We start from the raw sequence: 16427 nt of genomic DNA on the forward strand, positions 1-16427 counted from the left end.
TACTCCGAGCTGGAGCAAACATTCAGTGTGCTGGAGGATGTGTCAATGTGGGACTATGCGTGGTGCACGATGATGCAACCGCTACTCATGCCTTAGGCGACAAAACGGGCTTAGAGCCCAGATCTTCGCAGCGCGACAGGTATTTCAGGCCGACGGCTCGGGCGCTGAAGTGGGTGCGGATGTGGCGGCGGGCCCGCTCGCCGAGCGCGCGCGTCCCGGCCGGGTCGTCCAGCAGGGCCTCGATCAGGTCGGCGGCATGGTCCACGGAGGGGTCTGCCCACACCTGCCCCTCGCCGAACAGGTAGGCGCCCTCCGCGACGGGGATCAGCTTGGCGTCGACCAGTCGGCTGGTCTGCGGGGTCATGAAGTCGAGATTGCCTGAATAGTTGGTCGCGACGGCCGCGCGGCCCATCGCCATCGCCTCGGCCGGGCCGCGGCCGAAGCCCTCGGACCTGTGCAGCGAGACGAAGGCGTCGCAGCAGCGGACGAGGTTCTTGATCTCGTTGTCCGAGAGTTGCCGGGTGATCGCCTGGATCTGACCGCCCATGGCGCGGATCCGCCGTTCGAGCTCCTTGCGGGCTGGATTGCCGTCGTCGCCGCCCTTGTACTTGACCACGGCATGCAGCGGCGCGTGCGGTCGGCGGGCGGCCAGCTTCTCGAAGGCCTCCAGCATGGCGAAGGGATTTTTGCGTTCGGCGTAGGACGAGAAGTCGAAGAAGAAAAGGCAGACGAAGGCGTTCTCGGGTATGCCGAAGTGCCGGCGGCCGAGGAACGAGGAGATGGTCAGCTCGACCGACAGCGGCATGTGCACGACCGGCCGCGTGGTGACCGCGCGCACGGCGTCCTCGATGAAGCGCGACGGGGCCCAGACTTCATCGAAGCGGTCGAGAATCTTGGCCCAGGGCGCGGGATACTTGGCCAGCTCCCAGGCCGGGTAGATGATGTTGTAGGCCTTCCCGAACGCCGGACCCGAGCCCTGGTGCTCCAGCACGCCCATGGCCTGCTCGACCTCGTCGGCGTTGATGCAGAAGAGGTTGGTGTGCTCGGACAGGCGCGGCACGATGCGGCCGGCGAACTCACGCTCGAAGTCCGGATCCTTGTGGCGATCCATGCCGTAGATGTCGATCAGCCCCGGCGTGGCTCCGGCGGCGCGAAAGGCGCGCCAAGCCGAGCGGACGTGCTCGGCCATGCCGATGGCCGAGAACGGATGGCCGACCAGAACGAGATCGTCGGGCGTCATGACGGGTCCAGCAGGTCGGCGTCGGCGGCGTTCTTCACCGCCTCCAGCCAGGCGTGGCCGAAGCGCTGGTCGGGTTCGAGGTGCGCGCCCTCGCCCCATTCGTTCCAGGCGTTGATGAACACGATCCGCTCGTCGCCGAAGTTCTGGCGGCGGGTCTCTTCGAACATCGTCTCGGTCCAGGCCTGGAACGCGCCGGGGGTGGCGTGCTGGTAGACCCAGCCGCCGTCCTGGCGGCGAGGCGTGTTGTCCCACGAGGGCATGACCCCGCGGAATCGCTTGTGACCCAGGGGAGCGGCGTCGAAGAAGCTGCGCACCATCTGCCTGTAGTCGTTCACCCGGCCGACGAAGCGGGCGTTGTAGAGCGGTCCCGGGGGATGGATCAGCGCCCCGGCGCCGGCGGGCGGAAACTCGACCGAGGCGTCGAAGCCGAGTTCGGCCGGATCGGTCTTGCCGCCGGCGTTCTCGAAGCTCTCCACGAACGCAAGGTAGATCTCGCCGACGCCGGCCTTACGGCAGTGCTCGCGCCAGGCTTGCGCCCAGGCTTTCGGATCGGGCAGCAGGCCGGGCCGGTAGATCAGCAGCAGCGGCTTGCCGTTGACGCGAATGTAGTTGGGACGCGCCAGGAAAGGTTCGATCTCGCGGATCGACGCCTCGGCGTCCCCTGGCGCGTAGGTCTGGGCCAGCAGCACGTCGCGCTCCTGGCCGTCCCAGGTGCGGGTCCAGTTCTCGTTCGCCCAGCAGAGGCAGAACGGGAAATCCTCGGCCTTGCTGTCGAGCAGGGGCTCAAGCGGCTTTTCCAGTATCCGCCGCCCGCCGGTGAACCAGTAGAAGTAATGGCAGAAGCCGCCGATCCCGTAGCGCGCGGCCAACTCCGCCTGGCGGCGCATCGCGGCGGGCTCGGAGAGGTCGTAAAAGCCGAGATCCGCCGGCACGTGCGGCTGATAGTGGCCGCGATAGTTCGGCAGGGCGCGGCTGACATTGGTCCACTCGGTGAAGCCTGGACCCCACCAGCGGTCATTCTCGGCCACGGTGTGGAACTGCGGCAGGTGGAAGGCGATGGTGCGGACGCGGTTCAGGGTCTCCAGCCGTTGGCCCCAGCGTTCCACGAAGGCCTGCTGGTTGCGGGTCGCCAGACGGTGCTTGTAGCCGCTGTCGATCGAATTGGCGGTGACGCTGAGGTGGTGGACGATCTCGGAAGTCGGTTCATAGACGATCCGCAGGCCCCGCTCGCGGAGGCGGAAGCAGAGATCGGCGTCCTCGCAATAGGCGGGCGCGAAGGCGACGTCGAAGCCGCCCAATTCGGCGAAGACCTCGCGGCGGACCATCAGGCAGGCGCCCGATGCGTAATCGACCTCCCGCCGCACGTTCCAGCGCGGCAGGGCGGGGTCCTCGAACAGCCCGATCATCTCGGCCTTGCCGTCGACGCCGATGCGCGCGCCGGCCTCCTGCAGACGGCCGTCCGGGAACAGCATCTTGGGCGCGGCCGCGCCCACGTCCGGCTCCTGGGTGAAGACCTCGGTGAGGGCCGCGAGCCAGCCTGGCCGCACCTGTACGTCGTTGTTCAGGAAGACAAGGAACTCGCCCTTGGCGCTTTCGGCCGCCCGGTTGCATGTGCGGATGAAGCCCAGGTTCTCCGGATTGGAGATCAGCTTCAGGCCGGCGACCTTGGCGAGGACTGTGGCGGTGGCGTCGCTGGACGCATCGTCGATGACGATGACTTCGCAGCTTTCCAGTCCGCCGGCCGCCTGGAGGGCCGTCAGGCATTCCAGGGTGAAGGTCAGGTTGTTGAACGCCGGAATGACGATCGAGACGGCGGGCGCGGCGACGGCGGGGAAGAAGATCGCGGCGGCGGCCTTGTCGACCTCGCTTGGGGCGATCTTCGCAAGGTCGAAGGGCTTCACCTTCACCCCGCTTACAGCCCGCTCGCGGATACGGCGGCCGGCGGCCTTCATGTCTCGATAGGCCTGCAGGTCGTAGGCGCCCGGGTCCTTGGCCCGGCCCGCCGCACGCAGCTGCTCGAAGAGGCCAGCCTCGCCCGCCGGGCGCAGGTGCGTGGCGCCGGGTTCGGGCTTGGGTGCGCGGCTGAGCGCCCAGTGTTCGAGAGAGGAAATCGGCTGCTCGGCCGCCGCCGGGTTCTCAAGCAGATAGGTCAGCTCATTGAAATCCGAGGCCGGCGAGACGCCCTCGAAGGCGCCTTCGCTCAGATAGTGGATGACCGGATGCGCGGCGTGCGGCGTCTCGGCGAGCTGGTCGAGATAGAAGGCGGTGTCGAAGTGGATCGACGGATCGCGACGCTCTTCGAACCCGTAGGCGAGGAAATGGGCGAGCGCGCTGACGCCCATGGGAGCCGCATCTCGGTAGCGGTCCATATACCAGCCAGGCTCGAACAGCGGGTGCGGGCTGCGTCCTTCGGCGGCTCCGCTGGCGGCGTAATGCAACAGCGGCGCGACCTCGGCCTCGGCCACGTCGGTGTTGGTCGCCAGGTACCAGCCGCCGTTGAACAGCGGATGCGGCTCGTAACCCTTCTTCCAGCCCTCGCGCAGGTAATGGATCAGCGGGTTCTCACCACTGTCGGCCACTTCCTCGGCCTGGCCGACATAGTAGCGGACGTCGAACAGCGGATGAGGATCATAACCCTCGGAAACCCCGCGATGGACGAAGTGCTGCAGGGCGGTCAGGCCGGTCGCGGCCACCTTCACCGCATGACGGCTGCGATAGTCTTTCAGGTCGAACAGCGGGTGAGGGTCGCGGCCTTCCTTGTCGCCGGCGACCAGATAGTGCGCCAGCGGCGCCCAGCGCGATCCGGCCAGGTCGGCGTTCCGCTCCATGTACCAGGCCTGGTCGAACAGGGCCTTGGGGTGCGCCGCCGCGTTCGGCCCGGCGCGCACATAGTCGATCAGCCCCCGCGCCTGGCCGCCGTCGCGGCCGACGGCGGTCTTCAGTCCGAAGTCCCAGAGGCCGGACCGGGCGATGAGCGCAGCGCGGCCGGGCCACTTTGCCCGCGCCAGCATCAGGTCCAGGCGCTGCTCGGCCTCGCCCTTGTCTGCGACGCCGACGCGTCTGGCCGCCGCCTTGCGGAACCGCGCCCACCGATCTTCGGCCACCACCCGACGCGCGCGATGCAGGTCGCGCCGCTTGGCCAGCAGGGTCTCGGCCTGTGAGTCCTGGGGGGAGGTGTTGCGGTCGTGCGCCAATGAACCAACTCTCGGACGCGCTGATTAGCGGCCGGCGAGAGCCGTGTCGACCACGGCCTCGATGCGCGCGCGTTCCTGCCGCAGCGCGCCGATCTCGTCCTCCAGCGCCTTGATGCGGTCTTCCCGCAGGGCGGCGAGTTGGCGCTCGTAAAGCAGTTCGGCGCGGGTCGAATCGAGAGCGTGGGTCACGGGCGAGACCAATACGCCCATCTGAGTCCGCATTTGGGCGATCTGTGCTGCGGCCTGTTCGAGGGGCGCGCGGGCGGGCGCCTGCCCCCGGGCGGCGGCCGTAAACCAGTCCAGCACCTCCTGCGCCATCGGCCCGACCATCGGCACGTCGGCCAAGGCGCCTTCGCCGGCGTTGTGCCGCAGATCCTTGGTCAGGAAGCCGGCGATCTCGGCCGCGGCGCGTTCGCTCAGGCGCGGCAGCGGCGCGCCCAGCGCACGCTCCATCGCCGCCACCTCGGCGCGCCAGTCGGTGAGCAGGCCGTCATAGGAAACGAAGGCGCGGGGCAGGTCCTGCGAACCGGCCTCGGCGGCCAGCATGTAGAGCGTCCAGAGCAGCACCGATTTCTCGACCGGAAATGAGTCGCGCCGGGCCAGCGAGCCGGCCACCGCCAGCGGGTGGCGGACGGGGATCACCACCCGCGCGCCGACGCCGGCCTGGGCCAGCACTTCGCGCCAGAGCGGCAGCAGCACCGAGACCCGCGGGTCCTTCAACAACGGATACGGCGCCTCGCCGAACTCGGCCCGGAAGAGATCGACGGCGCGGGCCTTCCAGTCGGCTTCGGCGTCCGCCGCGAGCGCACGATACGGCAGGTTGAAAGGGTCGTCCCAGGCGCTGCCGGCCGCGCGCAGGCGCTGGTCGTTGAACACAGAGATCTTCCAAGGCTCGAAGTAGCCTTTTGCATTGTGCTCGTCGCCCGGCATGACGTTGTCGGGCAATTCGGCCCCGGCCAGGGCCAGGAGCTGGGCCGTCGCAGACGTGCCCGAGCGGTGCATGCCAAGCACCAGATAGGCCGCGCGCTCGGAGGTCTGTCGCATCGTCGCCTGTCCCGCCTGCCGCCCCCGCGGCCCGAAGTCCGCTCCGCTGTATGGCCGCTCGCGCCAGGCCGCAAGGGCGGGGCGGTTGATCGCCCGGGCCATCTGATGCAAACCCGGGGCTCGCGTCGCAGGAGAAAATCGCAGCATGGCCGCAACGGCCTCAACCGACAGCGTCCATCGCCTGCTGGTGGTTGCGGTGGACAGCGACTTCTATCGCCAGGTCAATGCCGATCTTAGCTACGGCGAGATCGACCCTCCGCGTCACTACGATCTCGTGGGCTGGCGTGAAGGGCGTGACCCGACGCCCTGGTTCTCGACGAACGCCTATCTGGACACGCACCCCGACGTGGCGGCCCGCGGCGAGAATCCATTTTTCCACTATCTTTCGCGCGGTTGGCGTGAGGGGCGCGAGATCGTCGCCTCAGCGCACTCGGCCGCCTATCACGCGCTTAGCGACGACGAGCGGGCGGCGCGCAAGCCGCCCAGCTTCACCAAGGATGAGCTGGCGGCTGCAGCCGCGGCGTTCGACGCCCGCTACTATCTGGCGACCAATCACGACGTGGCCGGTTCGGGCGTCGATCCGCTGGACCACTTCCTCGTCCACGGTTGGCGCGAGCGGCGCGATCCCAGCCACGACTTCTCGGTGGCGGACTATCTTGCGCTGAACCCCGACGTGGCGGCGGGCGGGGCGCATCCGTTCCTCCACTACGTGATGCAGGGGCGCAGCGAGGGGCGGGCGACCAAGGCCCATCGGGATTTCCGCGCGGCGGCCTTGGAACATGTCAAACCGTTCGCCGAGCGCCTGGCCGACTCCCGCCGCTGGGCGCGGCCGGTCGAGCTTTCGGCAGCAGAGGCGTTGGCCCGGGCCTTGGCCGCAGCCGAGCGCGGCGGTCTGCACCTGACCTTCAGCCAGGACGACTACAGTCGCTCCGTCGGCGGCTCTCAGCTCTGCGTCCAGCGGGAATCGGCCAGTTTCGCGGCGATGGGGCGCAACCATCTGCATGTCCACCCCGCCAACGGCTGGCCGACGGTGCGTAGCGGGCCGACCGACACGCCGATGGGCGTGCTGCTGAACGGCCGGTCGGTCGGAGTCTTCACGCCGTCCGCCATCGTCGAGGCGCTGAAGCACGCAAGGCCGGACGGTCCAGGCAGTTTCGCCATACACAACATGCTCGGCCATTCCAGCCGCGACGTCGCCGACATCGTTCACGCAGCGGGCATGAGCCGCGGCTTCTTCTGGCTGCACGACATGGGCGCCCTCTGCGCCGGCATACATTTGCTGCGTAACGACATCGAGGACTGCGGAGCGCCGCCCCAGGGCAGCCAAGCCTGCGCGATCTGCGTCTATGGACCGGCCCGGGCTGTGCACGTGGAGGAGCATCGCCGCCTGTTCGAGCGGCTGGAAATCACCGTTGCGGCCCCCTCGCAACTCGCTCTCGACGCCTGGCTCGCCGGCGGATCTCTGGACATCCAGGGACAGGTCGTCCTGGCGCACGCCCATCTGGCGGAGACAGCGCAGCCGCCGCTCCCCGCCAGCGAGGAGGGCCCGCTGCGCATCGCCTTTCCCGGCTCCCCGACGCTGCACAAAGGATGGCCGATCTTCCGCCATCTGGCCGCCCGCTTCGCCGATGATCCGCGCTACGAGTTCCTGCATCTTGCCTCCAAGCCGGTGGCCGGATCGCTGGCTCGCCACGTCCCGGTGACCGTCACCGCGGACCGACCGCTGGCGATGCGCGAGGCGATGCTGGCCAACGCCGTGGACGTCGCCATGATCTGGTCGCTCTGCCTGGAGACCTTCTCGTTCGCCGCGTACGAGGCGGCATCGGCCGGCGCAGCGGTGCTGACGGGGCCCGACAGCGGCAACGTCGCCGCCTTCGCCGGCCAGGGCCATGGCCTGGTGCTGCCCGACGAGCAGGTCCTGGAGACGTGGTTCGAAACCGGCGAGATCTGCAAGTTGGCGCGCGCCGCCCGCGACGCCCGCATCTACGACCTGGCCTTCAGTCGACTGACAGCGCAACTGGTGGAGCAGGGCGCGTGAGGGTCACCTGCTTTTCCAGTTTCACCTTCGGCTACCTCGACCGGGCGAGGGTGCTGTTCAGCAGCCTGAAGCGGTTCCATCCGGACTGGGACCTCGTGGCCCTGATCACCGACGAGCCGCCGCCGGGCTTCACCCTGCGGATCGAGGAGGAGCCGTTCAACCGGGTGGTCTACGCCCATGAGCTTGGCGTCGAGGACTTCCGATCCTGGCTGTTCAAGCACGACGTGGTGGAGATATGCACGGCGGTGAAGGGGCCGTTCCTGCGCCAGGCGTGCGAGAGCGCGGACGCGGTGATCTATCTCGATCCCGACACGGCGCTGTTCGAGAGCCTGGAGCCGATCCTTGAGCGGTTGGAGCGGGACGACATCCTGCTGACGCCCCACCTGCTGGATCCCAACACCGACCGGCAGGCGATCCTGGACAACGACCTCTCCGCCTCGCGGACCGGGATCTTCAACCTCGGCTTCGTCGCTATTCGGGCGGCAGGCGAGGGGCTGCGTTTCGCCGACTGGTGGAAGGCGCGGCTGCTGGAGTTCTGCTACGACGACATTCCCAGCGGCCTCTTCGTCGACCAGAAATGGTGCGATCACGCGCCGGCGCTGTTCGAGAAGGTCGGCGTCGTGCGCGATCCCGGCTGCAACGTCGCCAGTTGGAACCTCAGCCAGCGGCGGGTGGAGATCGGCCGCGACGGGGCGATCACCGTCAATGGCGCGCCATTGCGCTTCTGGCATTTCACCAAGCTCGGCCCGACCGGCGATGCGATGACGCGTCGCTACGCCCAGGGCTCGCATGCGGTCGATGAGATATGGCGGTGGTATAAGGAACAGGTGGCCGCCTGCGCGGTCCCCGCGCCGCCCGGATATTGGGCCTACGGGGCCTACTCCGACGGCGTTCCGATTCCACGGGCCCACCGACTGATCTGGCGCGAGCGGGCCGATCTGCACGCACGCTTCCCCGATCCCTTCGACGCCGGCGGCTATCGGCGGTGGCTGGAGGAGCACGAAGACATGGAGCCGGCGTGACCGAGGTCATCACCGCAAAGGCGGATCCGGGCGAGGCGCTCGTGGCGAAGATCGAGCGGCTGGGGCGTCTCTACGTCGCCGCCCGCGAAGGCTTCCAGCGTGATGAGGCCGATTCCGCCATGAGCCGCGCGCAGCTCGGCCTGGCGCTCGCGGACGCCTTGCAGGCGCGCGCCGATGTCGAGCGTGAGGCCAGGCGCGTGGCGCTGGCCGGCTATATGGCCGCTGCGCGGAGCCATCGCCGGCCGCGACGGCGCGGGGGTGTTTCGGTCCGCTTCGAGAAGGCGCTGGACAAGCTCCGCTCCGCTGGGCGGGCCCTGGTCATCGCGCGGTCCGGGCTCTGGGATCGGCGGCGCGGGGGGCTTGCGGCCATGGCCTCCTACGCGCGGCGCGGCCCCGATCCGGCTGCGCAGCCGGCCGCGCTGTTCGATCAGGCCTGGTACGTCGCGCGCCGCCGCGACCTCGCCGGCTCGCGAAAGTGCCCGCTGTCCCACTATCTGCTGTACGGCGCGGCCGAGGGCGCGAGCCCTCATCCGCTGTTCGACACGGCGTTCTACGCCGCCCGCAACGGCCAGGTCCTGGCGGAAAGCGGTCTGACCGCCCTTGAGCATTTCGTGCGGGTCGGCGCGGCCGAGGGGCGCGACCCGCATCCGCTATTCAGCATCGAGCACTACGCTCGCCAGGCTCCGGACCTGATCGGCTCTGGCGCCAACCCGCTCGAGCATTATCTGGCCGAGGGATGGCGGCGGGGCCTTAGCCCGCATCCGCTGTTCGCGCCGGATTTCTATCTCGCCCAGATGCAGGGCTCTCCGATCGGCGAGGTCGCACCGCTCGTGCACTATTTCGTCGAGGGAGCCGCCCGCGGGCTTCGGCCCCATCCGCTGTTCGATCCGCAGTGGTACGCGACCGAATATCCCGAGGTTGCGCACGGCGGCTTCGAGCCGTTGAGCCACTATGTGATCGCCGGCGGCGTCGAAGGACGCCACCCAGGGCCCTGGTTCGACGCCCAGCGCTACATCGCTCTGCGCGGCGACCAACTGGCGGCCGGTCGCAATCCGCTGGTCGACTATCTTCAGGGCGGCGCCTGGTCGATCAGCGAGCCGTGGCCGGGCCGCACCTCGCTCGGCTTTCTCTCATCGGCCTCGGAGATGGCGCTGCGGGGCATGACGCCCCTCGAGCACTGGGCGCGCCAGGGAGAGCTTCAGACGCCCAGCGCCTGAAGCTGAGCGTGAATGTCTCGGTAGTAGCCCTCGACATAGTGGAACGGGCTCAGGCCCCAGCGATGGCCCGCATCCGCAACCTGCAGGTCCGGCGGCGCAGCGACGCGAGCGGCCCCAGGCAAGAGGGCGACAAAAGTCTCCTGGTAGCGCCGCAGCGCCGCGTTGTGGGCCTCGATCGCCGCCGACTTGCCCGTGAAGATCTCGACCTCATGCGGCAGGGGCGCGACCTTACCGTCCCTGTCGATGAAGGTCGTAGCCCACTGCGCCTCGTGGAGGATGAGCTGCGCCTCGGCGAGCGGGGTTGCGGCGATCAGGGCCGCCATCTCCCGCATCGCCTGTCGCCAGAGCAGATCGCTGGCCGTGGTCGTGCGGCGGATCGTCCGCGCGCCTTCGAAAGCCGGCTGGCCGAGGAAGCCGCTGACGTCGAGCTCCCAGCTGTGGGTCACCAGAGTTCCGCCGACCGATAGCATGTCGAGGCGCTCGTCTATGAAGTCGAAGACAAGGTGCGTCGGGCGATAGGCGATAAGCGCTCCTAGCGCGGTCTTGGTCAGGTCGGCGACCATCGAGCGATAGGGAAAATCGGCCAGGCCCGGCGCCGGCGGCGCCAGATCCACGCCAGGCAGCGGCGCGGCGAGCAGGCTCGGAAGGCTGGTGCGGCAGATGTAGAGCAGATCGTCCGGCGGCGCTTCGCCCACGATCGGCCACACATCGCGCGTAATGCAGCTCCCGATCACGGCGACCTTGGGCAAAAGCAAAATTCCTCACGTCTCAGGCGAACTTCGTCCGCCCCCAAACAAGCCGCGCGCGAATCCTAAGCGGCCTCGTGCGCCATTGACATCCTTAAGAGGCCCGAGCATGTCTCGCGCGTTTTTGGCGCAAACCGCCTTGGACTTCGAGCACCCAAATCGGCCATGGTCAGACCGGCCATCGGCGGCGAGCATCCACGGAACAGCGCGGCGCGCATGAAGATCTTCAATCCGCTGGCGGATATGCCTGACAATCCGCTCACCCGCGCGATCAAGGAAGGCTACACGCCCCTTGCCTATGCGGGCCTCTTCAGCCTGGTCTCCAACCTGCTTTACCTGGCTCTGCCGATCTTCACCTTCCAGATCTACGGGCGGGTGATGTCGAGCTACAGCGTTCCGACCCTGCTGGTCCTCACCTTCATGGTGCTGCTGGCCTTCCTGGTTTCGGGCCTGATCGACGACTACCGCGCCAAGGTGCTGATCAACTACGGCGTGGCGATGGACCAACGCGTCTCAGGGCGCGTTTTCTCAGCGCTCTTCGACACGGTGATCCGCGGCAATCCGTCGGCCCGCTCTCAGGCGCTGCGCGATCTCGACACCTTCCGCCAGATGATGACCGGGCCGGCTTTCGGCACGGTCTTCGATCTGCCCTGGATGCCGGTGTTCATGATCATCCTCTTCGTCATCGATCCGATCATCGGCGCGGTGACGCTGGCCGGCGCAGGGCTGCTGATCCTCATCACCATCATCCAGGACCGTGCGACGCGGCCTGCGCTGAAGGAAGCCAACGACGCGGCCCTCCGCAGCTACGCCTTTACCGATGCGGCTCTGCGCAACGGCGAGGTGGTGCGCGCCATGGGGATGATCGAGCCGCTCGGCTCGCGCTGGGCGACCTTCCGTGCGGTGACCATGGAGCGCAGCGCGGGCGCGAGCGAACGCGCCAGCGTGCTCGGCAATGTCAGCAAGTTCACCCGCCAGGGCATCCAGGTGCTGATCATCGCCCTGGGCGCTTATCTGGTGGTCAAGGGCAAGATCCACTCAGGCCTGCTATTCGCCAACATGATCCTGGCCGCTCGGGCCCTGCAGCCGATCGAGCGTCTGGTCGCCTCGTGGGATGGGCTCAACAACGGCTACCGGGCTTATGAGCGGCTCAATGCCCTGTTTGCGGACTACAAGCCCAACAAGGCGGCGACCGCGCTTCCCAAGCCGCTGGGCCAGCTGTCGGTGGAGGGCGTCAATTTCGCCCCGCAAGGCGCGACGCGCTTCGTGCTCCAGGGCCTGAATTTCAAGATCGAGCCGGGCGAGATGCTGGGCGTCATCGGCCCGTCCGGCGCCGGCAAGTCCTCGCTTGCCCGCCTGCTGGTCGGCATCTGGCAGCCGAACACGGGCAACGTGCGTCTCGACGGGGCCGACGTCTATTCATGGGATCGGTCCGAATTCGGCCGTCACGTCGGCTATCTGCCTCAGGACACTGAGCTGTTCGCCGGCAGCATTCGCGACAACATCGCCCGCTTCCGCGCCGACGTTGACGACGAGCAGGTGGTCAAGGCCGCCCAGGTCGCCGGCGTGCACCAGCTGATCCTGCGCCTGCCCAACGGCTACGACACCGACCTCGGCGAGACCGGGCATGTGCTCTCGGCGGGGCAGCGACAGCGGGTCGGGCTAGCGCGCGCCCTGCTGGGCCAGCCACGCCTGATCGTGCTGGACGAGCCGAACGCGGCCTTGGACGCAGAGGGGGAAGAAGCCCTGGTCAGCGCCCTCGATGCGCTGAAGGCCGGCGGCTCCACGATCGTCATCGTCTCGCACAAGCCCAGCGTTTTCCGCTCCGCCGACAAGATGCTGATGCTGCGTGACGGACGCATCGAAATGTTCGGTCCGCGCGACCAGGTGATGGCGCGCGTGGTTCAGCCTGCAACTCCGCGCGTGATCGAGGCCGGCCGATGAAAATGGATTTCCACGCGCCCAAGCCCTATGTCGCGCCATCGTTCGACGACAAGGATTTGGTCCCACTCGATCCCGAACTCGAACGTCGCATGCGCCGCCCCATCGTCGCCGGTGCGGCGGTGGTGGGCGTGTTCGTGGTCGGGCTGACCCTGTTCTCGGCGGTCGCCAAGATCGACAGCGCCGTGGTCGCGCCAGGCATGGTGCGCGTCGAGGACAACCGCAAGACGGTGCGCCACCTCCAGGGAGGCACGGTGCGGCAGATCCTGGTCAAGGAAGGTCAGCATGTCCGCAAGGGCCAGGTGCTGCTGACCTTCGACGAGGTGCAGCCCAAGGCCAGCAACGACGTCTTCCAGAACCAGCAGGACGCGCTGATGGCGCAGTCGGCGCGGTTCCAGGCCGAGGCGACAGGGTTGCGGACGGTGACGTTCCCGGCGGAGCTGACCTCTCGCACCAACGATCCGCGCGTGGCGGGCATCATCCGAGACCAGGACTTCCTGTTCACCTCGCGTCTGCAGTTCTACGAGACCCAGAGCGCGGTGCTGTCGCAGAAGCTGCAGCAGCTTGAGACCCAGATCAGCGGCGTCCAGGCCCAGGTCGACGCCGTCAACGAGTCCGATCGTCTGACCAAGGAAGAGCTGGCCGGCTACCAGACGCTCTACGAGAAGGGCTATGCCCCCAAGACCTTGATCCTGCGCTATCAGCGCACCCTGGCCGACCTGGCCGGGCGAAAGGGTTCGCTGCTGGCGGAGATCACGCGGCTGCGCGAGCAGATCGGCGAGACCCGCCTGCAGATCACCACCCTGAAGGAGCAGCGCATCAGCCAGGCCGCTGAGGGCATGCGCCAGATGCAGAGCGGCCTGGCCGAGGTGACGCCGAAGCTCGCCGCCGCACGCCAGACGCTCGACGCGGCGACCGTGCGCTCGCCGGCCGACGGCTACGTGCTGGACCTGACGCAGTTCACGGTCGGCGGCGTCGTCGGTCCGGGCGAGCGTCTGATGAGCGTGGTGCCCGCCAATGCGCCGCTGATCGTCACGGCCCGAATCAAGCCGCAGGACATCGACGTTGTGCACGCGGGCATGAAGGCCCGTGTCCGACTGTCGGCCTTCAACTCGCGCCGCACGCCGCCCGTCGAGGCGACGGTGGTCACGGTTTCGGCCGATCAGCTGGTGGATGAGAAGACGGGCGAGGGCTATTTCCGCGCCGACCTCAAGATCCCACCGCAGGAACTCGTAAAGCTTCCGAAGGGCGACAAACTCAGCCCGGGCATGCCGGCGGAAGCGATGGTGATCACCGGCCGACGGTCGATTCTGTCCTATGTCGTCAGTCCGCTGACCGACACGATCCGCGACGCGCTTCGGGAAGACTAAGCGTTAATAATTGGTGTCCAATGGAGGCGGCGCAGCCGGGGTTTTCACCCGTTTTTGGTGTTGCGCATCCCCCCTGGTTCCGATACGTCTTCCTCGGGCTCGTTTAACCTTCGCCACGACCCTGTTGTGGCGTCGGATAGGACCGCTGGGACCGCTCCATTGGAAAATGGTGGCCAGGCGTTTCGGGGGTCCATGTGACACAGACTGGAGAGAAACATGGCTAACTATAGCTTCGATACGATCACCGCCGCAGAGGCGTTGGCGTATACGTCGGCTGACACCCTGACCTTCCCCACGGGCGCGAGCGCTGCGAACGTTCAGGTGCTGTTCGTTCCGGCTCCGGGCTTCCCGGATCCGACCCCGGCGACCGTGAAGATCACCTATGGTGCTCGCACCGTGGTGTTCGGTGTCGGCATCTATGGCGAAGGCGACCAGGTCGGCGAAATCGTGTTCCCGGACGGCTCGATGCTGTTCGTCGGCGATGCGGGCGTCGGTGAAACCGTCGCTGGCACGAACTCGAACGACGGCCTGTTCGGCAACGGCGGCGACGACAACCTGTCGGGCGGCACGGGCAACGACTTCATCCAGGGTAACCTGGGCAACGACACGATCAACGGCGGCGCGGGCAACGACACCCTGCTCGGCGGCCAGGGCGCCGACAACATCGTTTCCGGCGATGGCGCGAACTTCGTGAACGGCAATATCGGCGACGACACCGTAGTCGGCGGCGCTGGCAACGACACCCTGCTGGGCGGCCAGGACAACGACACCATCTCGGGCGCTGCGGGCGCCGACTATCTGTCGGGCGATCTCGGCAACGACACCATCGACGGCGGCGATGGCGCTGACTACGTCGCTGGCGGCGCGGGCACCGACAGCCTGACGGGCGGCGCTGGCGCCGACACCCTCGATGGCGGTGATGATGCGGACACTCTCATCGGCGGTGATGACGCGGATTCGCTCATCGGCGGCGCTGGCGCTGACAGCATCGTCTCGGGCGCGGGCGCGGACACCGTTCTCGGCGGCGCCGGTAACGACACCATCACCAACGCCGCGGGCGGTGCGGACTCGATCGACGCCGGCGACGGCGACGACAGCGTGACCGGCGGCGCCGACGCCGACACCATCATTGGTGGCGCTGGCGCGGACACCATCGTGGCCAGCACCGGCAACAACTACGCCCACGGCAACACCGGCAACGACAGCATCACTGCTGGCGCCGGCAACGACACCCTGCTGGGCGGCCAAGGCGATGACACCATCGTCGGCGGCGACGGCGTCAACTACATCCATGGCAACATCGGTGCGGACGTCATCACCGGCGGCGCCGGCGCCGAAACCCTGCTGGGCGGCCAAGGCAACGACAACATCGCGGCCGGCGACGGCGCTGACTATGTCAGCGGCGATCTGGACAACGACACCATCGATGGCGGCGCCGGTGCTGACACGATCTACGGCGGTCAAGGCACCGATCAGATCGATGGCGGCGCTGGGGATGACGTTGTCGACGGCGGCGCCGATAACGACACCATCACCTCGTCAGGCGGTACGGACACGATCAGCGGCGGCGACGGCAACGACGTCGTCACCCTGACGGGCGTTGGCGGTCTGGTGAACGGCGATGCCGGCAACGACAGCCTGACGGGCGGCGCGGTCGCGGCGACCATGTTCGGCGGCGACGGCCTCGACACCCTGGTCGGCGGCGCCGGCAACGACAAGCTCGACGGCGGCGCTGGCAACGACAGCATCTCCTCGGGCGGCGGCAGCGACACCATCTACGGCGGCGACGGCAACGACACCCTGGTCCTGACCGGCGGTTCGAGCGTCCTGGCCGACGGTGGCGCGGGCGACGACAGTGTCGTGGGTTCGACTGGTGTTGACTACGTGACCGGCGGCGTTGGCGCCGACACCATCGTCAGCAACGGCGGCGCCGACACCATCCTCGGCGGCGACGGCGGCGACAGCCTGACCGGCGGCGCTGGCGCCAGCTCGATCATCGGCGATGCCGGCAACGACACCATTGTCGGCGGCGCGGGCGCTGAGACCCTCGCTGGCGGCGACGGCAACGACGTGATCTCGACCGGCGGCAATGCGGACGTTGTCCGCGGCGGCGCTGGCGATGACTCGATCACCGGCAACACGGGTGCGGAAAACCTCACCGGCGGTGAAGGCGCCGACACGATCATCGGCGCCGCTGGCGCGGACACGATCACCGGTTCGGCCGGCGTTGATGTGCTGACGGGCGGCGCCGATGCGGACCGCTTCGTCTTCGCGGCGGGCGACAGCTCCTCGGCGGCGGGCGCTCAAGACACGATCACTGACTTCGTGGCGGGCACCGACACCATCGCCCTCGGCGTTGCTGGCACCACCAGCAACTTCCAGGCGGCGGTGATCGGCACCACCTACGCGGCGGCTCTGGCCGACGCGACGGCGCTGATCACTCAAGGCGCTCGTGACGTGGTTCTGATCGAAGTCGGCGGCGACACCTTCGTGTTCGCCGACAGCTCGAACAGCAACACGGTGAACAACGTGATCAAGCTGACCGGCACCGCGCTCGGCATCACGGAAACCGACTTCGTCGCCTAAGCTGACGAAGACGTTCTACTGGGAAGGGC

Annotated in this window: 10 protein-coding genes; 6 read left to right on the forward strand and 4 right to left on the reverse strand. The window is 68.0% G+C overall.

Annotation, left to right across the window (positions count from 1 at the left end; translation table 11 throughout):
• Positions 1–85: 85 nt before the first annotated feature.
• From ACE3T2_RS15215 to ACE3T2_RS15225, 3 genes are read right to left on the reverse strand one after another with little or no spacing between them, the layout of a single operon-like run.
• The gene (locus tag ACE3T2_RS15215; protein WP_374658792.1) at positions 86–1240 is read right to left on the reverse strand and encodes a glycosyltransferase family 4 protein; all 1155 of its coding nucleotides are present in this window, start codon (positions 1238–1240) and stop codon (positions 86–88) included.
• On the reverse strand, positions 1237–4434 hold the full coding sequence (locus ACE3T2_RS15220) for a glycoside hydrolase family 99-like domain-containing protein (protein WP_374658794.1): 3198 nt from the start codon (positions 4432–4434) through the stop codon (positions 1237–1239). The genes ACE3T2_RS15215 and ACE3T2_RS15220 overlap by 4 nt, the downstream gene beginning before the upstream one ends.
• A gap of 24 nt (positions 4435–4458) precedes the next feature.
• A complete protein-coding gene (locus tag ACE3T2_RS15225; RefSeq protein ID WP_374658796.1) occupies positions 4459–5478 on the reverse strand; it encodes a sulfotransferase family protein in 1020 nt (339 codons plus the stop codon).
• A gap of 145 nt (positions 5479–5623) precedes the next feature.
• On the opposite strand from ACE3T2_RS15225, the gene ACE3T2_RS15230 reads away from it, so the two are divergent.
• The 3 genes from ACE3T2_RS15230 to ACE3T2_RS15240 are packed head-to-tail and all read left to right on the forward strand — an operon-like array spanning position 5624 to position 9755.
• Positions 5624–7516 carry a hypothetical protein gene (locus ACE3T2_RS15230; RefSeq protein ID WP_374658798.1) on the forward strand — a complete coding sequence of 631 codons (1893 nt, stop codon included), beginning with the start codon at positions 5624–5626 and terminating at the stop codon, positions 7514–7516.
• The gene (locus tag ACE3T2_RS15235; RefSeq protein WP_374658800.1) at positions 7513–8538 is read left to right on the forward strand and encodes a hypothetical protein; all 1026 of its coding nucleotides are present in this window, start codon (positions 7513–7515) and stop codon (positions 8536–8538) included. The genes ACE3T2_RS15230 and ACE3T2_RS15235 overlap by 4 nt, the downstream gene beginning before the upstream one ends.
• Positions 8535–9755, forward strand: coding sequence for a hypothetical protein (locus tag ACE3T2_RS15240; RefSeq protein ID WP_374658802.1), 1221 nt, complete (start codon positions 8535–8537; stop codon positions 9753–9755). The genes ACE3T2_RS15235 and ACE3T2_RS15240 overlap by 4 nt, the downstream gene beginning before the upstream one ends.
• On the opposite strand, the gene ACE3T2_RS15245 is transcribed toward ACE3T2_RS15240, so the two are convergent.
• Complete coding sequence (locus ACE3T2_RS15245) at positions 9737–10504, reverse strand: DUF6270 domain-containing protein (protein ID WP_374658804.1); 768 nt, start codon at positions 10502–10504, stop codon at positions 9737–9739. The genes ACE3T2_RS15240 and ACE3T2_RS15245 overlap by 19 nt on opposite strands.
• Positions 10505–10666: 162 nt before the next feature.
• Between ACE3T2_RS15245 and ACE3T2_RS15250 the strand changes: the two genes are divergently transcribed.
• The 3 genes from ACE3T2_RS15250 (at position 10667) to ACE3T2_RS15260 (ending at position 16398) form a co-directional block, all read left to right on the forward strand.
• Positions 10667–12445, forward strand: coding sequence for a type I secretion system permease/ATPase (locus ACE3T2_RS15250; protein ID WP_374658806.1), 1779 nt, complete (start codon positions 10667–10669; stop codon positions 12443–12445).
• Positions 12442–13812 (forward strand): HlyD family type I secretion periplasmic adaptor subunit, encoded by a 1371-nt coding sequence (locus ACE3T2_RS15255; RefSeq protein ID WP_374658808.1) that lies wholly within the window; start codon positions 12442–12444, stop codon positions 13810–13812. The genes ACE3T2_RS15250 and ACE3T2_RS15255 overlap by 4 nt, the downstream gene beginning before the upstream one ends.
• 258 nt (positions 13813–14070) lie before the next feature.
• On the forward strand, positions 14071–16398 hold the full coding sequence (locus ACE3T2_RS15260; RefSeq protein ID WP_374658810.1) for a beta strand repeat-containing protein: 2328 nt from the start codon (positions 14071–14073) through the stop codon (positions 16396–16398).
• Positions 16399–16427 lie beyond the last annotated feature (29 nt).

Source organism: Phenylobacterium sp. (genome assembly GCF_041919955.1).
GTDB lineage: Bacteria > Pseudomonadota > Alphaproteobacteria > Caulobacterales > Caulobacteraceae > Phenylobacterium.

Excerpts from the sequence above, each read along its gene's own strand:
- ACE3T2_RS15215 (WP_374658792.1), bottom strand. The coding sequence starts at position 1,240 with ATGACGCCCGACGATCTCGTTCTGGTCGGCCATCCGTTCTCGGCCATC.
- ACE3T2_RS15225 (WP_374658796.1), bottom strand. The coding sequence starts at position 5,478 with ATGCGACAGACCTCCGAGCGCGCGGCCTATCTGGTGCTTGGCATGCAC.
- ACE3T2_RS15230 (WP_374658798.1), top strand. The coding sequence starts at position 5,624 with ATGGCCGCAACGGCCTCAACCGACAGCGTCCATCGCCTGCTGGTGGTT.
- ACE3T2_RS15250 (WP_374658806.1), top strand. The coding sequence starts at position 10,667 with ATGGTCAGACCGGCCATCGGCGGCGAGCATCCACGGAACAGCGCGGCG.
- ACE3T2_RS15255 (WP_374658808.1), top strand. The coding sequence starts at position 12,442 with ATGAAAATGGATTTCCACGCGCCCAAGCCCTATGTCGCGCCATCGTTC.